This is a genomic window from Kitasatospora sp. NPDC056327 (genome assembly GCF_042261735.1).
Classification (GTDB): Bacteria; Actinomycetota; Actinomycetes; order Streptomycetales; family Streptomycetaceae; genus Kitasatospora.
Genome location: NZ_JBHJRC010000054.1, coordinates 17,182 through 35,003, shown reverse-complemented (window position 1 = coordinate 35,003; position 17,822 = coordinate 17,182). Strand labels below are relative to the sequence as shown.

At 76.9% G+C, this 17,822-nt stretch carries 13 protein-coding genes; 3 read left to right on the top strand and 10 right to left on the bottom strand.

Annotated elements, in window-relative coordinates; all coding sequences use genetic code 11:
- Positions 1-308 precede the first annotated feature (308 nt).
- A complete protein-coding gene (locus ACFCX4_RS11225) occupies positions 309-938 on the bottom strand; it encodes a maleylpyruvate isomerase N-terminal domain-containing protein (RefSeq protein WP_376140754.1) in 630 nt (209 codons plus the stop codon).
- Between the two features lie 84 nt (positions 939-1,022).
- Entirely contained in the window at positions 1,023-2,120 is a 1,098-nt protein-coding gene (locus ACFCX4_RS11220) for a TIGR03617 family F420-dependent LLM class oxidoreductase (RefSeq protein WP_376140752.1), read from the bottom strand.
- A gap of 290 nt (positions 2,121-2,410) precedes the next feature.
- Between ACFCX4_RS11220 and ACFCX4_RS11215 the strand changes: the two genes are divergently transcribed.
- Entirely contained in the window at positions 2,411-4,078 is a 1,668-nt protein-coding gene (locus ACFCX4_RS11215) for an AMP-binding protein (RefSeq protein WP_376140750.1), read from the top strand.
- A gap of 27 nt (positions 4,079-4,105) precedes the next feature.
- Here the strand turns inward: ACFCX4_RS11215 and ACFCX4_RS11210 are convergent, their stop codons facing one another.
- The 5 genes from ACFCX4_RS11210 to ACFCX4_RS11190 all read right to left on the bottom strand — a co-directional run bounded on the left by ACFCX4_RS11210 (position 4,106) and on the right by ACFCX4_RS11190 (position 11,607).
- The gene (locus ACFCX4_RS11210) at positions 4,106-4,789 is read right to left on the bottom strand and encodes a DNA alkylation repair protein (RefSeq protein WP_376140748.1); all 684 of its coding nucleotides are present in this window, start codon (positions 4,787-4,789) and stop codon (positions 4,106-4,108) included.
- A gap of 187 nt (positions 4,790-4,976) precedes the next feature.
- Positions 4,977-6,134, bottom strand: coding sequence for an N-acetylmuramoyl-L-alanine amidase (locus tag ACFCX4_RS11205; RefSeq protein ID WP_376140746.1), 1,158 nt, complete (start codon positions 6,132-6,134; stop codon positions 4,977-4,979).
- Between the two features lie 103 nt (positions 6,135-6,237).
- Entirely contained in the window at positions 6,238-9,681 is a 3,444-nt protein-coding gene (locus ACFCX4_RS11200) for a tetratricopeptide repeat protein (RefSeq protein WP_376140744.1), read from the bottom strand.
- A 343-nt stretch (positions 9,682-10,024) separates the two neighbouring features.
- Positions 10,025-10,492 carry a hypothetical protein gene (locus ACFCX4_RS11195; RefSeq protein ID WP_376140742.1) on the bottom strand — a complete coding sequence of 156 codons (468 nt, stop codon included), beginning with the start codon at positions 10,490-10,492 and terminating at the stop codon, positions 10,025-10,027.
- 182 nt (positions 10,493-10,674) lie between these two features.
- The gene (locus ACFCX4_RS11190; RefSeq protein WP_376140740.1) at positions 10,675-11,607 is read right to left on the bottom strand and encodes a LysR family transcriptional regulator; all 933 of its coding nucleotides are present in this window, start codon (positions 11,605-11,607) and stop codon (positions 10,675-10,677) included.
- 172 nt (positions 11,608-11,779) lie between these two features.
- On the opposite strand from ACFCX4_RS11190, the gene ACFCX4_RS11185 reads away from it, so the two are divergent.
- Together ACFCX4_RS11185 and ACFCX4_RS11180 are read left to right on the top strand one after the other, a co-directional pair.
- Entirely contained in the window at positions 11,780-13,000 is a 1,221-nt protein-coding gene (locus ACFCX4_RS11185; RefSeq protein WP_376140738.1) for an MFS transporter, read from the top strand.
- Positions 13,001-13,244: 244 nt separating this feature from the next.
- Entirely contained in the window at positions 13,245-13,469 is a 225-nt protein-coding gene (locus tag ACFCX4_RS11180; RefSeq protein WP_376140736.1) for a hypothetical protein, read from the top strand.
- Positions 13,470-13,580: 111 nt separating this feature from the next.
- On the opposite strand, the gene ACFCX4_RS11175 is transcribed toward ACFCX4_RS11180, so the two are convergent.
- The 3 genes from ACFCX4_RS11175 to ACFCX4_RS11165 form a co-directional block, all read right to left on the bottom strand.
- Positions 13,581-15,785: a hypothetical protein gene (locus tag ACFCX4_RS11175; protein ID WP_376140734.1), complete on the bottom strand. Its 2,205-nt coding sequence runs from the start codon at positions 15,783-15,785 to the stop codon at positions 13,581-13,583.
- Positions 15,786-16,454: 669 nt separating this feature from the next.
- Positions 16,455-17,009 carry a hypothetical protein gene (locus ACFCX4_RS11170; protein WP_376140732.1) on the bottom strand — a complete coding sequence of 185 codons (555 nt, stop codon included), beginning with the start codon at positions 17,007-17,009 and terminating at the stop codon, positions 16,455-16,457.
- Positions 16,999-17,712, bottom strand: coding sequence for a 2OG-Fe(II) oxygenase (locus tag ACFCX4_RS11165; protein WP_376140758.1), 714 nt, complete (start codon positions 17,710-17,712; stop codon positions 16,999-17,001). The genes ACFCX4_RS11170 and ACFCX4_RS11165 overlap by 11 nt, the downstream gene beginning before the upstream one ends.
- Positions 17,713-17,822: the final 110 nt, after the last annotated feature.

Below are 17,822 nucleotides of genomic sequence, written 5' to 3'. Positions count from 1 at the left end.
CAGGGCGGGGCCGGGGGTGCTCGCCTTTCCCGCCGGGGCCCGGGCCGGGGGGGCGGGGGGGGGGCCCGTGCGGGGGGCCGCCGTTCGGGGGGCGGCCGCCGTCCCGGCCGACGGCCCGGTGGACGGATCGGCGGACGCGCCGGGTGCGGCAGCCCCGGCCGCCAGGGGGACTGCCGAGAAAACATGCGAAGCGTCCGGTTTTCCGGCGGGCCGGGCCGCTGCGACGGCCGCGACGGCCGAGCCTCCGCAGCAGCCCGACTGCGGAGCGTAGCGGGCGCGGACGGGCTCGCCGCGCGCCCGACGGGGTGTCAGCGGATCACCGGCAGCACGGGGTCGCGGGTCCGGCCGGCCGCGGCCTCGATGAACTCCACCGGATCGGCGACCTCCGCCAGCAGGAGCCGGGTTGCCTCCAGGGCCTCCGCCGTGGGCGGCGGGCCGCCCACGGCCGCGGTCAGGTCGAGCAGGTGGACCGTCGCCTCCATCACCGCGACCTCGGTGAGCGCGCCGAGCGTCACGGTGCCCAGCAGCGGGTGGCCGATCGCGGTCTGCGGCGGCACCTCCCCGAGCCACTCCAGCACCCGGGCGCCGTCCTCGGCGAACCGGGCGACCAGGGCCCGCGGCCCGAGCGCCGCCGCCGACTCCCGGGCGCCGTCCGCGATCAGGCCGGCCGCGGTGTGCGCCACCCCGCCGGGCCGGTTGTAGCTCCGCAGGACGGCGGACCCGCGGTCCACCGCGGCGGGCCCGTCCACCACGGCGTCGCGCAGCCGGGCGAACAGCTCGGGGGAGGCCGCCACGTGCGCGTACAGCTCGCGCACCGTCCAGCCGTCCAGTCTGGTCGCCCGCCCCCACCGCTCCTCGTCGAAGGCCGCGCCGCGCTCGGCCCAGCTCGCCCACAGTCCGGTCAGCAGCCGCCGCGGCTCCTCGTACCGACGCTCCATCGCCCCACTCCTCTGCCGGACCCGCGGGTCCTTCGACGGTGTACGGAACGGTTCCCACCGTAGGGGCCGGCCGGGACGGGCGGATCAGCGGGGTGCGGGCCGGCCGTCCAGAGCGCGCAGGGCGTCCAGGACGTCCGCGCCGAGATCCGGTGCGGCGTCCTCCGGCAGGCTGACCGAGACCCGGGTGAGCAGGCCCGCGTACCGGTGGTGGATCTCCCGCGCCACCTCCTCGACCGTGCCCCGGACGGCGAAGGCGTCGAACACCGTGTCGTCGACCAGCGCGGCCATCTCCGGCCACCGGCCGCGCAGTGACAGCCGGTGCAGTTCCTCGTGCAGTTCCTCCCAGCCGTGCTCCGCCAGCACCGGACGGTAGGCGGGCGTGGACGCGTAGAAGGCGAGCCGCTCGCGGACCGCCGCCAGGTTGCCCGCCAGCTCCTCCTCGGTGCGCCCGGTCGCGGTGAGCACGCTGCCGGCCACCTCGAACGGCCGCCCGGTCCAGGGCCCGCCCGCCGCCTCGGCCCGTCCGCGCTCCTCGGCGAGGGCCGGCAGCACCCGCCGGGTGAGGTAGTCGACCGAGGTGAACGGGTGGCCGAGGAAGCCGTCGGCCACCGCGCCGGCGGTGCGCACCATCAGGGGGCCGACGCCCGCCAGCAGGATCCGCGGCACCGGGGCGGCCACCGGGTCGGGGGCGAAGACCGGCGTCATCACGGTGTGGCTGTAGAAGTCGCCCCGGAACCGCAGCCGTTCGCCGGTCTGCCAGCTGTGCCAGATCGCCCGCACCGCGTGCACGTACTCGCGCATCCGTGCGGCCGGGCGGTCCCAGGGCATCCCGAAGCGCTTCTCGACGTGCGGCCGGACCTGCGAGCCGAGACCGATGACGGCCCGCCCGCCGGAGGCCGCGTGCAGGCCCCAGGCCTGGTAGGCGAGCGTCATCGGGGTGCGGGCGAGGGCCACCGCGACGCCGGTGGCCAGTTCGATGGACCCGGTGCGGTCGGCGGCGCGGGCCAGCTGCAGGAACGGGTCGTAGGCGGTCTCGGAGACCACCAGCCGGTCGGCGCCCCGCCGTTCGGCCTGCTCGGCGGCGCCGAGCACGCGGTCCGGGTGCGCGGGGGCGAGGGCGTCGAGCAGGAGGGCGGGGGTCTGCGCGGTCTGCGGACGGGCGGGGTCCTGCGGACGGTCCATGCGGTCGGGCTCCTGGGGGCGGGAGTTCGGCAGGGAGCGGCACCGGGGCCCTGACCTGCGGCGGTCGCGCCCAGTATGGCAGCCGCCGGGCGTCCGGTCTGGCGTCCGCCGAGGTGGGCGGCCGGGCGGCCGGCCGGCGGGTGCGCCGCCCGCGCTTCCGGCGCCGGGCCCGCCCCGCAACACCGCTCCCGCACCGGACCGGGAGCGGTGTTGCGGGAGCGGGTGACGGGGCGGGGCGGTCTGCGTAGACTCGGTCGCCCTGTACCCGGACGAGTCCAGGAGCCCCCGCCATGACCTCGCCCTCCCCCGCCCCCAGCATCAGCGCCGGGGACACCTCGGTGCCGCTGCTGGAGCACACCATCGGCGTCGCGCTCGACCGCGCGGTCGCCGCCTTCCCGGACCGGGAGGCACTGGTGGACGTGCCGAGCGGGCGCCGGTGGACGTACCGGGAGCTGGCGGCCGAGGTGGACCGGGTCGCGCTGGGACTGCTGGCGCTCGGGGTGACGACCGGCGACCGGGTCGGGATCTGGGCGCCGAACTGCCCGGAGTGGGTCTTCACCCAGTACGCCACCGCGCGGATCGGCGCGGTCCTGGTCACGGTGAACCCCGGCTACCGCGCCCACGAGGTCGAGTACGTGCTGCGCCAGTCGGGGATCCGCACCGTCGTGGCGGTGCCGGCCTTCAAGACCTCCGACTACGCGGGCATGCTCGCCGAGGCGGGCCGGCGCTGCCCCGGGCTGCGGGACGTGCTGCTGATCGGCACGTCCGGCTGGGAGGACCTGCTCGCGGCGGGGGACCGCGGTGACCGCGCCCTGACGGCCGCCGTCGGAGCGGGCCTGGGTCCGGACGATCCGATCAACATCCAGTACACCTCGGGCACCACCGGCTTCCCCAAGGGCGCCACCCTCTCGCACCGCAACATCCTCAACAACGGCTACTTCGTCGGCGAGGCGTGCGGCTACACGGAGGCCGACCGGATCTGCGTGCCCGTCCCCTTCTACCACTGCTTCGGGATGGTGATGGGCTGCTTGGCGGCGCTCTCCCACGGGGCCTGCGTGGTGATCCCGGCGCCGTCCTTCGAGCCCGCGGCCACCCTGCGGGCGGTGGCCGCCGAGCGCTGCACCTCCCTCTACGGCGTGCCCACCATGTTCATCGCCGAGCTGAACGACCCGGGCTTCGCGGAGCACGACCTCTCCAGTCTGCGCACGGGCATCATGGCCGGCTCGCCGTGTCCGACCGAGGTGATGAAGCAGGTCGTCGACCGGATGGGCATGCGGGACGTGTCCATCTGCTACGGCATGACCGAGACCTCCCCGGTCTCCACCCAGACCCGCGCCGGGGACCCGCTGGAGCGGCGGGTCTCCACGGTCGGCCGGGTCGGCCCGCACCTGGAGGTCAAGGTGGCCGACCCGGAGACCGGCGAGACCCTCCCGCGCGGCACCGCCGGCGAACTCCGCACCCGGGGCTACTCGGTGATGCTCGGCTACTGGGACCAGCCCGACCGCACCGCCGAGGCGGTCGACGCCGACGGCTGGATGCACACCGGGGACCTGGCGGTGATGGACGAGGACGGCTACCTCGTGATCACCGGCCGGCTCAAGGACATGGTGATCCGGGGCGGCGAGAACATCTACCCGCGCGAGATCGAGGAGTTCCTGTTCACCCACCCCGACGTCCTGGACGTCCAGGTCGTCGGGGTGCCCGACGCCCGGTACGGGGAGGAGCTGATGGCCTGGGTCCGGCTGCGGCCGGGCGCGCCTGACCTGACCGCCGAGGCGCTGCGCGAGTACTGCGCCGGGCGGATCGCGCACTACAAGGTGCCGCGATACGTGCACCGGGTGGAGGAGTTCCCGATGACCGTCACCGGGAAGATCCGCAAGGTGGAGATGCGGGAGCGGGCGGTGGAACTGCTGGGCCTGGACGGTGCCTCAGGGACGGCCGGCACCGGCCACCCCTGACGGCCCCGCGCGGAAGGCCGTGGGGCCTCACGCCCCCGGGGCGCCCTGCTGCTCGCGGCGGACCATCTCGGTGATCCAGACCGGGGCGTACGGGGAGGTGCAGCCCCGGGGCGTCGGATATTCCTTGAGGACCTCCAGCCGCTCGCCGATGTCCAGCGCCCGGTCGCGGTGCCCGGCGTGCGAGATGCCGATCTGGGCGAGGCAGTGGTTCATCGCCCACTGCAGACGGTCCGGGGCCTGCTGCATCCGCGCCTCGATGACGTCGAGCAGACCGGGCAGGTCCAGGCCCGCGGGCTTCCTGGCCACCCGGTCGACGGTCAGTGCCCAGCCGGCGCTCTCCACCACCGGGTCCGGGTCGGTGAGCCAGGCCAGGCGGAGCTCCTCGGCGTGCGGGCTCTTCTTCACCACGTAGCCGACCAGCCAGTCCTGCACCTTGGGTGTCCGGGCCGCGCGCAGCATCGCGTCCAGCTCGTCGCGGGTGAACTCCCGGGGCCGGCACACCAGCAGTGCCAGCAGCCGGGCCGCGCTGTCGCCGGTTCCCCAGAGCTGCCGCGCGAGGTCCTGCTGCTTCCCGAGCCGCTTGGCGAGGGCGCGCAGCGCGGTGAGGTTCACGCCGTGGTCGTCGCCGTGGCGCTCGTTGACCCGGCGGATGCCCCGGTCCTCCAGCGCGGCCAGTTCGGCCGTCACCTCGGCCACCGTCGTTCCGGACACCGGGCCTCCCTTTCCTCGTCCGCCCCTCCAGCCTACGGCGCGGCTCCGACAGCCGGCCGGGGCCGCCTCGCGGGCCCCGCGCTGGGGCGGGAGGCGGGGCGGCCCGGGGGCACCAGCGGCACGGCCCACCGGGGGACGCCGTGGCCGGCCGGCCACGGGAGCGGGTCCCGGGGCCGGCGGTGGACCGTCAGACCGCGGCGACCTCGGCGCGCAGGGCCGGCAGGGTGGCGTAGAAGTCGCCGCCCGGGCAGTCGGTGGCCAGCCAGTCGCGGTGGCCGCTGATCAGGTCGACCGGCTTGGTCACGCCGTTCACCGGGTTGGTGAAGGTGACGTGGGCCTGCGGGTCGAGGCCGTGGGCGCGGGTGAGCAGGGCGAGCAGCAGGGTCAGCGAGCGGCGGGCCTTCGCGGTCGGCTGCCGGCCGCTCAGGGTGCCGAGCAGGGCGATGCCGAGGTTGCCGGAGTTGAAGCCAGCGGTGTGGAAGGCGGTGACCCCGTTGCCGTTGATGTCGTGCGCGGGGATGCCGTCGTCACCGGACCAGCGGCCCTCGTAGATCCGGCCGGCCTCGTCGATGAGGAAGTGGTAGCCGATGTCGCCCCAGTCCTGGGTGATGGCGTGGTACTCGTAGATCGCCCGGACGGTGGCGGCCGGGTCGGCGTCCGCGTTCGGGGTGTCGGTGTGGTGCACCGTCAGGGTCTGCACCGGGTAGTACTTGGCGGGGGAGTTCTCCACGCCGTTCTTGAAGCGCTTGGACTCGTCCGCGCCCCAGGCGGCGCGGCTGAGGTACTGGACGCCGCAGAAGGTGACCGGGACGGTCGGGGAGATCACGGCGGTGCGGGCCGGGCCCGCGGTGGTGTCGAGGGCGCTGGAGCGCAGGTTGGCTGCCCCGTCGGGCAGCCGCAGGTCGTAGCCCACGGCGCCGCCGGCCGGGACCAGGACGGTCGCGCCCGCGGCGGTACCGGCCGCGGCCGCCCCGCCCGGCTGGTCGGGGCCGCCCGCGCAGCCCGCGGCGAGCGGCTGCCAGGCACCGGCGCCGGTGCCCTCGTGGTGGAGCCGGATGGCCGCGCCGCGGCGCGGGCCGTCCCAGCTGACGCCGACGTAGTGGATCGGGAAGTCCGCGCGGACCCCGGCGGCCGCGCGGCCGGCGGCCGAACGGGCCCGGGTGGCCGGCACGGTGACGGTGCGGGCCGCACCGCCGGCCGGGGCCGGGGCGCCGGGAGCCGACGGGGCGGGGGAGGAGCCCGGGGCGGCGGCGTGGGCGGCGGGAGCGGCGGCGATCGCGGCGGCGGTGGCGCCGATCGCGGTCACCAGGGTGCGGCGGCTGACGGCAGGACTGGGGTTGGGCATCGGGATCCTGTCTCGGGGCGTGAGGAAGCGCGCTCGGACGGAGCCGGCTGATCCGGCCGAGCGGAAGACGATCATGAATGTACCGAATGTTCGATTCCGATCGTCATGCGGAACGCTCCCCTGCCCGAACGGGCACCCCGAGGATCCGCAGCGCCTCCCGGGCCCGCGCCCCCACCGGCTCGCCGGCCCGCGCGAGTTCACCGACGTAGAGCCCCACGTCCGCCCGCGCCGCCCGGGCGCCGGGCAGCGCCAGGAAGGCCCGGGCCAGCTCCCCGGGGTCGGCGTCCCCGGCCACCAGACCGTGCAGCAGCTTGCGCACCCCCGGCTCGAACACGTCCTGCGGATCCTCGTAGGGGCACTCGGCGAACGCCTCCCAGGCCGGCGCGGAACCGGTCGGACCCTCCGTCAGCAGCCGCAGCACCGCCACCTCCACCAGCACCGTCGAGGACGCCGCGACCTCCGGCGCCAGACCCGCCAGCACCTCCCGGGCGTCACCGAACCGCCCGGCGTGCCGGTACGCCGCCGCGAGCGCGCAGCGCACGGCGACGTCCGCCGGGTCCCGGGCGAGCACCGCCGACAGGTCCGCCACCGCCTCCGCCGGCCGCCCCGCCTGACGGTGCGCCTGCCCGCGCTCGGCGAGCGCCCAGACGTACTCCGGGTTGCGCTCGACCGCGGCCGTGAGGTCCGCGATCGCCTCCTCCACCAGGCCGGCCTGCCGGCGTGCCTGGCCCCGCGAACCGAGCGCCCAGGCGTCGTCCGGTTCGAGCACCAGCGCGGCCGTCAGGTCGGCGACCGCCTCCGCCGGACGCCCGGCCAGCCGGTGCGCCTCGCCCCGCAGCGCCAGCGCCCAGGCGTAGTCCGGGTCGACCGCCAGGACGGCGGTCAGGTCGGCGACCGCCTCGTCCAGCCGGCCCGCCTGCCGGTACGCCTGGCCGCGGGCCCGCTGCGCCCACACGTCCGACGGGTCCAGCGCCAGCGCGGCGGTCAGGTCGGCGACGGCCTGGTCCGGCCGGCCCGCCTGCCGGTGGGCCTCGCCGCGTTCGGCGAGCGCCCAGGCGTACTCCGGATCCAGTGCGAGGGCCGCCGTGAGGTCGGCGACGGCCTGGTCCGGCCGGCCCGCCTGCCGGTGGGCCTCGCCGCGTTCGGCGAGCGCCCAGGCGTACTCCGGGCTGAGCGCCAGCGCGGCGGTGAAGTCGGCGACGGCCTCGTCCAGGCGGCCCGCCTGCCGGTGCGCCTGCGCCCGGGAACCGAGCGCCCACGCGTGCTCGGGGCTGAGCGCCAGCGCGGCCGTGAAGTCGGCCACCGCCTGGTCCGGCCGGCCCGCCTGCCGGTGGGCCTCGCCGCGTTCGGCGAGCGCCCAGACGCTGTCCGGGCTCAGCGCCAGCGCGGCGGTGAGGTCGGCGACCGCGTCGTCCAGCCGGCCCGCCTGCCGGTGGACCTGGCCCCGGGAGCCCAGCGCCCAGGCGTCGCCGGGGTTGAGGGCCAGTGCGGCGGTGAAGTCGGCGACCGCCTCGGCCGGCCGGCCCGCCGCCCGGAACGCCTCGCCGCGCTGGCTGAGCGCCCAGGCGTACTCCGGGTCCAGCAGGACGGCGGCGGTCAGGTCGGCGACGGCCTCGTCCAGCCGTCCGGCCAGCCGGTGCGCCTGGCCGCGCGAGCCCAGGGCCCAGGCGTCGTCGGGGTCCAGGGCCAGCGCGGCGGTGAAGTCCGCCATCGCCTCCTCGGCCAGCCCCGCCAGCTGGTGCGCCTCGCCGCGCCGGGACAGCGCCCACGCGTACTGCGGGTCGATGGCGAGCGCGGCGCCGAAGTCGGCGAGCGCCCGTTCGTGGTGGCCGTGCCAGTGGAGCACGCGGCCCCGGTAGGCGAGCGCCTGCGGCAGGTCGGGGGCGATCGCCACGGCCTGGTCGAGGTCGGCGAGGGCGTCGTCGTCGCGGTCCTCGACGAAGTGCTGGTAGCCGCGGTGGGTGAGCGCCCAGGCCCGCACCCGGACGGGCAGTCCGGGGCCGGCGAGCGCGCCGAGGGTCGCCAGGACGGGCTGCTCGCCGCCCGCCGCCGCGTGGATCCGGCGGGCCCAGCGGACCAGTTCGGCGTCGTCGCTGTCCTGAGCGGCCTGGTTGAGCATCTCCGCCCAGGGCGCCAGCGCGGCCGGCGCGTCCCCGGCCGTGCGCGCGGTGTGCTCCAGGGCCGCCGCCAGATGGGCCAGCGGGTCCGCGCAGAGCAGGTGGTGGAGCTCGTTCAGCAGGTGCCGGCGCCACCGCGGGTCCGCGCCGCGCCGGGAGGCCGGCAGGTACTGCTCGACCGCCGTCCGCGCGGCGGTGTGGTGCGCGGCGAGGCGGGTGTGCGCGGCCGTCCACTCCCGGGGCGTGTGGATCCGGCGCCGGCGCACCATGCTGGCGCGGACCACGGCGTGGTACTGCAGGAAGTCGCCGCGGCCGGTGACGAAGGGCTGCGCCGACAGCCAGTCCCAGGCGGCCGGTTCGGCGTCCGGGACGGCGCACGCGAAGAGGTCCTGGTTCAGCTGGAGCGGGAGCGCCGCCGCCAGCACCGTCTCCCGGCGCTCCGGCTCGGGGATCCACTGCAGGAAGCGCACGACCGCCTGGTCGACCATGTCCGCGCCCACGTCGGCGACCTCCTCGACCGCGCCGGGGTCGGCGGCGGCGAGCAGGGCGACCAGCAGCGGCAGCCGCATCGACATCCGCAGCACCGCGTCGACCACCAGCGGATCGGTCACCCCGCGGGCCGCCAGCAGGTCGCGGGCCTCCTGCTCGGTGAACACCTCCAGCGGCACGTCCACCAGCACCGGCCGCCACGGCGCCCACTCCCGCTCCGCGAGCTCGTCCCGGCCGGCCAGCACGAAGACCACCTCCAGCGGCAACGGGCCGAAGGCGTCGTCCAGGATCTCCCGAAGCCACCCGTCGAGGTAGCGGCCGGTCAGCTCCCAGGTGTCGAGGAACAGCACGATCCACGGCCGCCGCCCGTGGGCCCGCCCCCGGTCGCGGTCGCTGAGCCGGGCGAGCTCGGCGACGAACGCGCGGCTCAGCGCCGACTCCTCGACGTCGCCGCCGCGCCGGCGCTGACGCACCCCGGCGATGAGCCGCTCGGCGCCCTGCGCCACGGCGTCCGGGCTGGCCATCGCCGTGACCACGGCCGCGCCCGGCAGCGCCGAGGCCGCGCCGAACGCCGCCTGGCTCACCAGCCGGGCGGGCAGCGACGCGCCCTCGCCGCCGGGCGGCTGCTCCGGCTCGCGGTCCGCCGCGGCCTGGAGCGAACGCCGGTACTGCTCCAGCGCCCTGTCGAACTCGCGCAGCGGTCCCGCCTGTTCGGCCAGCTGGCGGGCGAGCGCGGTGAGCGCCGTGCCGACGCCGTGCACGTCGGTCTCGTCGACCAGCGCGGTGAGCGCCCCGGCCCGCCGGGCGGCCTCGCGCCACTGGGCGAGCAGGGTGGACTTGCCGACCCCGCCCACCCCGCGGACGTGGAACAGGAAGTCCGCGGGGTCGGACCCGGAGTCCGGGTCGGGGTCGCGGGCGAGGTTGTCCGCGAAGAGCGCCACCTGTGCTCTGCGGCCTATGAACTGCGCACCGGTGCGCCTGCGCACCGCCTCCGCGCGTGACAGACGCCTCCGTGCCTGTGCCATGCCACCCCCTGCCGCATCACCCGGCGGGCGCCGACCACGAGTCCGGTGCCTCCGGTGCCGCTGTCGTGAGGACGACCGTAGTGAATCGGCCCCGGGGTTGTCCTGCTTTCGGCCATCTGTCGTGTACTGGACGAGAGTTGACGGCCGTCTGTTCGAACCCCGGGGCGGCGGGCACAGGGGCGGCCCGGCGTACGGGGGCGGCCCGGAAGGTGACTCGGAAGTGACTCGGAAGTGGCTCGGGAAGTGGCTCGGGGTTGGCTCAGGGGGTGGCTCGGGGAGCGGCCGGGAGGACGACGATCGCGAAGCGGGCGGTGTCGTCCTCCGGTGTCGGGTCGCCCGCCAGGTCGGTCTCGGCGCTGCCCTCCAGCACCCCGGCTTCCATGCCGGTCGCCACGGACACCGTCACCTCCGCGGTGACCTCGGCACCCGGCGCCAGCCCGGCCGGGAACGCGCAGGCGACGGTGTGGCCGAACGGCAGCGTGCGACAGGAGCCGGTCGGCGACGTCCCGGTGCCGAACACCCCGGGCGGCAGGTGCACGTAGAGCGTGAACGGTCCGGTGGTGGCGGCGTCACCGGTGTTGACCACCACCGGGTGCAGCAGGGTGCTGCCGCCGGCCGGCACGGGGGCGGGATCCGCGGCCGTCACCGCGAGGTCCGCGCCCGCGGCGCACTCCTCGGCCGCCGCGGGCCCGGCGGCCAGCAGGACCGCCGCGAAAGCCGTCCGCACGGCCCTGGAAAACAACTGTCGGGACACTGTGTCCACCCGTCTCGTCGGGTCTGCCGGCCGCGCACGCGGGCCGGGGTCCGGCCGGGGCCGGCCGTGCCAGGGCCAGCATCGGCGCCGTACCGCCGCCCCGCGGCGGGACACGGCGGCGGACCACCCGGACGGACGGATGTCCGGCGGGGCCGTCAGCCCACCGGGCCGGGCATGGCGGGCGCGCCGCCGTCCGGCCCGGCCGGGGTGCTCCCGAGCAGCCCGGCGAACGCCCGGACCTCGGCGTTCTCGCGGCCGGAGCGCCAGACCAGCCCCAGCGCGGAGTCCGGCAGACCCGTCACGGGCAGGTGGACGACGTCGGAGCGCCGGTGGTCCTCGGCGGTCGGCCGGCAGAGCAGCATCCCGGCTCGTCCGCCCGCCACCAGCGAGAGGCCCTCCTGAAGGGTGCGGACCTCCGGCCCGGCCGGGATCGGCGCGCCGCCCGGCGTGCGGTGCGGCGCCTGGGCCTGGCGCCAGTAGGCGGGCGCGGGCGGGGCGAGTGCCACCAGCGGGATGCGGGCCAGGAGCTCGGCGTCGAGTGCGGCGGCCCCGGCCCACGGGTGCAGCCGGGAGACCGCGAGGAACTGCGGCTGCCGGGAGAACACCGGCCCCAGGCACAGGCCCTCCTCGGCGACCGGCAGGAGCACGGCGGCAGTGTCCACCTCGCCCCGGCCGACGGCACCGAACGGGTCGGCCAGCGGCAGTTCGGTCACCTCTACGGCGCACTCCGGCCACCGTCGGCGGAACTCCCCGACGGCGGCCAGCAGACCGGCGCCCGCGCTGCCCTGGAAGCCGACCCGCAGTCGCCCGGCCGACCCGTGCCCGGCCGCCCGGGCCCGGTCCACCACGCCGCGCAGGGCCGCGTAGGCGGGCCCGAGCCCGGCCAGGAGCTCCGCCCCGGCGGGGGTCAGCCGGACCCGCCGGCTGGTGCGGTCCAGCAACCGGGTGCCGAGCCGGTGCTCCAACGACCTGACCAGCTGGCTGACCCGGCTCTGCGAGACCAGCAGCCGCTCGCCGGCCCGGCCGAAGTGCAGCTCCTCGCTGACCGCCAGGAAGCACTCCAGCTCCCGCAGGTCCAGACCGCTCACGGTGGGCTCCTCCCAGGCATCGGGCGTCGGGCGTCGGGCGTCGGGCGTCGGGCGGACGGGCACCGGACGCCCGGGGGTGCGGGCGCGGGCCGCTCGATCGATGAGCCCGCCTCATGGAAGCGTGAGTGATCCGTCCTTGTTCCCGCCCGTGCCCCCGCGTTGGCTGGACGGCATGACAGCGCACTCCGTCCGCACCCCCTCGTCCGCGCCCCCGCCCGTTCCGCAGGCGGAGGCCTCCCCGCCCGGCGGGTGGCCGGCCGTCCTCGCGGTGGCCGCCGCGACCTTCGCCGTGGTCACCGCCGAGATGCTGCCGGTCGCGCTGCTCACCCCGATCGGGGAGTCGCTGCGGGTGACCGAGGGCACGGCCGGGCTGACGCTCGCGGTGACCGGCCTGGTGGCCGCGGTCTCCGCGGCACCGCTGACCGCCGCGCTCGGCCGCTGGGACCGCCGCCGGGTGCTCGGCGGGCTGCTGGTCCTGTTGGCCGCGGCGAACCTGCTGGCCGCCCGGGCGCCGGCGTTCGAGGTGCTGCTGGCGGCGAGGGTCCTGGTCGGGCTGGCGATGGGCGGCGTCTGGTCGCTCGCGGCCGCGGTGGCGGTGCGGCTGGTGCCGGCCGCCTCGGCCGGGCGGGCCACCACGACCGTGTTCAGCGGGGTCGCGATCGCCTCCGTCCTCGGGGTCCCCGCGGGCGCCCTCCTCGGCGGGGCGGCTGGCTGGCGGACGGCGTTCGCGGCACTCGGTGTCCTGGCGCTGCTGACGGCCGGTGCCGTCGCGCTGCTGCTGCCACCGCTGCCGGCCGGCCGCTCCCTCGGCCTGGGCGGGGTGCTGCGGCTCGCGGCCCGCCCCGGGGTGCGGACCGGCCTGCTGGTGACCGCGCTGCTGGTGACCGGGCACTTCGCGGCGTACACCTATGTGCGCCCGGTCCTCGAAGCGGCGGCGGCGGGGGTGGCGGCCGGCCAGGTCGGCGCGCTGCTGCTGGTGTACGGGGCCGGCGGGATCGTCGGCAACTTCGTGGCCGGCGCCGCCGTCGGGCGGGGCGTGCGGGCGACGGCGGCGACCGTGGGCGCGGCCCTCGCGCTCACCGTGGCGGCCGTGCCCGCGTTCGCGGGCGGGCCGGCGTCCGCCGCGCTGCTGACGCTCTGCTGGGGCCTGGCCTACGGTGGCGTGTCGGTGACCGCGCAGACCTGGCTGCTCCGCGCCGCGCCCGGCGCCCCGGAGGGTGCGTCGGCCCTGTTCGTCGCCGTCTTCAACGGCGCCATCGCGCTGGGCGCCCTGATCGGCGGCCGGGCCGTGGACGCGCTCGGCACGTCAGCCGTGATGTGGCTGGGCGCCGCCGTCGCGGTCCTCGCCCCGCTGGTCGCCGTCCGGGGGGACGCCCCGGACGGCCGCCAGTAGCGCCCGCCCGCCCGCCCGGCCGGGGGCGGGGAGCGGCGACGGGGGGCGTGGCGCGACCGTGCGGGGCGTGCGGCCGGACGGATCATCCGGATTCACCCGCCGGGGGTAAGTTCCCACCCGTTCGCGTCGACCGGATTGCGAAACCGCCCGTTTCTCCACGTTCGTCTGCAAACGTGTGTGCCGCCCGGTCGCTCTGCGGGGTGCCCGGCGCAGGCTACTGACCATCCATCAAGGAGTACTTGAGATGTCGGTTCGTGGAAAGCTCCGCAAGTTCGCCGTGATCGCCACCGTCGCCGCCGCGACGGCCGTCATCGCGCCGACCGCCGCGGCGGCGCACGGTGGGCACCACCAGGAGGAGCAGCAGGCGCCCACCTCCTCGTCGGCGGGCCTCCAGGCCGGCAGCGCGGCCGTCGGCCTCATCGGCCCGCGCGCCAGCTGGCTGCAGTGGTTCGACCGGACCAACGGCTGATCCCATCCGCCTCGCGCCCCGGAGCCCTCGGCTCCGGGGCGCTCTTCCGTTCCGCCGCGGCTCTGCGGCCCTGCGGACCGGGTGCGTGGACCGGGTGCCCCGGGCCGGGGATCAGCGCACGGTGATGCCGACGACCGCGTACTGCACGACCGTCAGCGGCACGCTCAGCACGGCCCCGGTCACCGTGAACGGCACCGGCCGCGGGGCCGGATCGGTCCCGTCCGGCGTGGCCACCGTGACCTGCGCGACCGTGCGCCCGGCCGGGACGGCGAATGTGAGGGTGCAGGAGGCGGGCGTGGTGCGGAACTCCGCCGGAGCGTCCCCGAAGTTGGTGAAGTTCACCAGGTGGACCACCGTCTCCTCGCCCAGCCGGCGCGCCTCCAGGTGGATCCGCCGGTCGCCGGCGAGGCCGAACGCCGGCGGCGCGGCCTCGCGGACCGGGGCCAGCAGCCGCTCGCCCGCGGCCCGGTCGGTGGTGCGCAGGTAGGCCAGCCCTGGCAGTTCGCCGCCGAGGTACCAGCAGACGCCCGCCCCGAAGGCGTTGCGCCGGCTCGCCGGCAGCGGGTCGGCCCGGCGCAGCCCCAGCACGTCGGAGAGCGCGAACTCCGCGCGCCGGGCCCCGAACTCGTCCAGCCCGGTCGGCGCCGGACCGGTGAGCACGACCGTTCCGCCGCCGGCGACGTAGCCGCGCAGCACCGCCGCCTCGGCGTCCGAGACCGCCTGGAGGTTCGGCAGCAGCACCACCCGGAACCGGGCCAGGTCCTCGGCCGCGAGGCCCGGGCTGGTCACCGTGTCGAAGGGGACGTGCGCGTACACCAGTGCCTTGACGGTGCCGCGGAACTCGCCCAGCCACGGCATGGTGGTGCAGCTCATCGCCGGGTCGTCGCCGCCCCACCAGTCCTTGACCCCGGCGGGCGAGGCCGCGTTGGCGTACATCCCGTTGCCCTCGCCCGGGCTCACGTAGTCGCGCGAGGCGCTGGAGTGGTAGACGCCGACCTCGGCCGCGGACCGGGCGTCGTAGAGCCGCTGCTGGTTGGCCTTGACGAAGGCGAACATCCGGGTGCGCATCGCCGCGTCGGTGGTCTCGTTCTTGTACGGCGTCCGGACCTCGTACGGGTTGCAGCCCGAGGCGATCAGCTCGGACATCACCAGCGAGGCGTCGTCGGCCTTCCAGCCGTAGGAGAACGCCCAGGCGGGCTTGGTGCCGCCGGCCGCCCGGGCGTACTTGTACATCGAGATCAGGCACGTCCAGTCGGTGGCGGTGGCGTGCCGCATGCCGTCCTCGTTGGCCAGGATGTCGACCTCCCAGACCTGGCTGACGTTGCCGCCCGCCTGCCGCAGGTAGGCGCCGTCCAGGCCGATCGAGGTGGCGTAGCGGTAGTCCATCGAGACCGTCTCCACGAAGGTGACCAGGTCCGGGTTGACGCTGCGGCCGGCGGCGGCGATGTCGAGCTGGAACCGCAGCAGGCTGCGGTGCCGCCACTCGACGTAGCGGCGGAAGACCGGGTCGGCGAAGTCGGCGGCGGCCGGCAGTGCGGGCAGGCCGGTGTCCGCCTTGAAGGCGGCCGCGCCCCAGGTGGACGCGTCGCACCAGGACAGCGCCCCGTCGAAGTAGATCGGCACGTCCGGCCAGATGCCGTCGACGCCGGTGCCGGCGAGCTGCCTGATCCGCTTCAGGTAGTAGTCCCGCCAGGGGGAGTCGGGGCTGAGCCAGCAGCTCTCGTCGCCCGGGTCGACCCAGACCACCAGGCTGCCGTAGAAGACGTTGGGCTTGCCGTCGAGGGAGCGCTGGACCCAGTTGCGGCCCTGGTCGTTCTTGTAGAACGAGCGGCCCTTCTCACCGCCGGGGGAGATGACCTCCAGGGACGGGTAGTACATGACGACCTTCAGACCGGCCGCGTGCGCCTTGCCGGTGAAGGTCCTGATCAGCGCGGCGTGGGCGGTGAACTCGGCGTCGGTCAGCCAGTCGGACAGGACGGTGTCCAGCTCGATCACGCTGACGTTCTGGGCCTTCAGTTCGTCGATCCTGCCCTGCATGTCGGCGACCTCGTCGAAGGTACCGTCGGCGAGCCGGGCGAACCGCGCCCAGTCCGGCCAGGCGGCCGCGACGGGAGCCGGGCCGGCGGGGGCCGGGGCGGGCACCGGCGCGGCGTGGGCGGGTGCCGGGGGCAGCAGCCGGACGGTGGCGAGCGCGCCCCCGCCGGCCAGCCCGGCGCGCAGCAGACGCCGGCGGCCGATGCGGGGGGTGCCGGTGGACGGGGCGGGGAGCGGTCCGCCGGGGGAGGCGGACGGTGACGGTTCGGTGCGTTCGGACATGACGATCCCTTCGGCGTGCGGCGGTGCGTCACGGTCACGGTCACGGTCACGTGGGACGGGTGGACGGCGGCCGCCACGGCGCTCCGGCCGGGCACGGGGCGCCGCGGAACGACGGGCGGTGACGGGTGGTGACGACCTGTGGTGGAAGACGGGCGGGAGCGAGCAGCGCGGGGCGACGTGCTCAGGGCGGCCGCACCGTGACCGGTCGCGAGAACGACGGCCGCACCGGGGACGGCACCGGCGCGAACCCCCACCCGCGCGGCCCTCCCGGGGCCGACCCTACGGCACCGCCCCCGCCCGCCGACCGCCGTGATCCGGCCGACTCACGACCGTTCCCGGGCCGCCCCGTGCCGGCGTCCGGACGCCGCGGCACCGGTTCCTCCGGCGGGAGCGACTGCGCCCCCCCGGAGGGCGGTGCGGAGGGTCGCGCCGGGCCGGAACCGGGGCGTCCGCACGTGGTTCGTCGAGGCCCACCAGCCGGACACCCGGCCGGCGGTCGCCGTGAGCACCACCCGCGGCTGCACGGCCCCGGACCGGAGCACGGCGCAGGGCGTGGCCGCCCGGATCGCCGCCCGGCCGACGCCGGAGCATCCGCTGATCCTGGGCCGACCGGCGGGGGCGACCGGGCCGGGCAGGGGGAGGTGCGGTGGTCCGGCCGCCCCCGCAGCCTCAGCGGGCGGCGGCGGCCGGCGGGGTCCGGTGGCCCGGCCGTCCGCCGTCGCCCACCTGCCAGGTGCCGCCCCCGGGGGTCGCACCGCGCATGCCGTCCAGGACGCCCGGGCCGGCCGCCGCGCGGGCCGGGGCCCCGCCGGCCGACGCGAAGCCGAAGCTCCGCTCCGGGGCCCAGTCGGTGCTGCGCCGCAGGCGCCGGCTCATGCCCGCCCAGCCGCGCGGTCCGGCGGCCACCACCCAGGCGTCCGGCGCGTGGGCGGTGAACCGGCGCGCCTGGCGCAGCCAGGAGGCGGCCTCCTCCGGCCAGTCGACGACGTCGAGCACGGTGCCGCCGCCGGCCCGCCACCGCGCGGCGAAGGCCAGGGCGGCCGCGGTGGACGCCGCGTCGCGTCCGTGGCCGAGGACCACGGACGCGCACCGGGGCACCAGGCCCAGCAGGGTGTCGAGTTCCGCCTCCGTGTGCGGCGCGGGCGCGCCGGAGGGCCCGGCCGGGCCGGGGTTCCGGGAGCCGGCGGCGGCCCGGGGGCCGGGCGCGGCGTCCTCAGGCGGCATCGTGGAACACCAGCCCGAGGGTGTGACGCAGCCCGGAGCGCACGGTGCTGACGCCGTGCCGGACGGGTGCCGCCGACCAGCCGCGCGAGGAGCGGACCGGGCGGTCGCGGGTGGTGAACACCAGGCCGTGTCCCCGGGGGAGCGCGACGGAGGTCCCGCGCGACTGGGACCGGAACCGCTGCTCGACGGTCAGGAACTCGCCGCCCGTGTAGTCGCGCCCCGGCACGTCGAGGCCGATGACCACCTGCAGCGGGAACACCAGCTCGCCGTACAGGTCCCGGTGGAGCGCGTTCCAGTCGCCCGTCCGGTAGCGCAGCAGCAGCGGCGTGGGGCTGGTCTGACCGGCGGCGTGGCACTGCTCCAGCCATTCGCCGAGGCTCTCCGGCCACGGCGCGGGCCGGCCCAGCCTGGCCGCCCAGTCCCGGGCGATCGGCAGCAGCCGGGGGTAGAGCGCCTCCCGGAGGGCGGCCACCGGGGCGGGGAGGGGCGTCCGGAAGTACCGGTACTCCCCGGAACCGAACCGGTGCCGCGCCATGTCGACGGTGCTCCGGAACAGCTCCGGCTCCTCGTACAGTCCGGCCACCTCCGCGCACTCGGCGGGGTCGAGCAGCACCGGGGTCAGCGCGCTCCCGTGTTCCCCGATCTCCAGGGCGAGCGCCGCCCAGTCGGCGCCGTCGACCCGCTCCGCGGGGGTCCCGATCATTGTGTCCACGTGCACGCCCGTTCTCCGGTCACTCGTCCTGGCCGTCCCACGGTCCCCACTGTGCGACCTCCGCCCCGGGCGGGGCTGGCGGAATTCGGCCGTCGCGCTCC

What these genes read in the sequence shown, in the direction of transcription:
- ACFCX4_RS11225 (WP_376140754.1), bottom strand. Translation starts at nt 938, where the DNA reads ATGGAGCGTCGGTACGAGGAGCCGCGGCGGCTGCTGACCGGACTGTGG.
- ACFCX4_RS11220 (WP_376140752.1), bottom strand. Translation starts at nt 2,120, where the DNA reads ATGGACCGTCCGCAGGACCCCGCCCGTCCGCAGACCGCGCAGACCCCC.
- ACFCX4_RS11215 (WP_376140750.1), top strand. Translation starts at nt 2,411, where the DNA reads ATGACCTCGCCCTCCCCCGCCCCCAGCATCAGCGCCGGGGACACCTCG.
- ACFCX4_RS11205 (WP_376140746.1), bottom strand. Translation starts at nt 6,134, where the DNA reads ATGCCCAACCCCAGTCCTGCCGTCAGCCGCCGCACCCTGGTGACCGCG.
- ACFCX4_RS11185 (WP_376140738.1), top strand. Translation starts at nt 11,780, where the DNA reads ATGACAGCGCACTCCGTCCGCACCCCCTCGTCCGCGCCCCCGCCCGTT.
- ACFCX4_RS11180 (WP_376140736.1), top strand. Translation starts at nt 13,245, where the DNA reads ATGTCGGTTCGTGGAAAGCTCCGCAAGTTCGCCGTGATCGCCACCGTC.
- ACFCX4_RS11175 (WP_376140734.1), bottom strand. Translation starts at nt 15,785, where the DNA reads ATGTCCGAACGCACCGAACCGTCACCGTCCGCCTCCCCCGGCGGACCG.
- ACFCX4_RS11170 (WP_376140732.1), bottom strand. Translation starts at nt 17,009, where the DNA reads ATGCCGCCTGAGGACGCCGCGCCCGGCCCCCGGGCCGCCGCCGGCTCC.
- ACFCX4_RS11165 (WP_376140758.1), bottom strand. Translation starts at nt 17,712, where the DNA reads ATGATCGGGACCCCCGCGGAGCGGGTCGACGGCGCCGACTGGGCGGCG.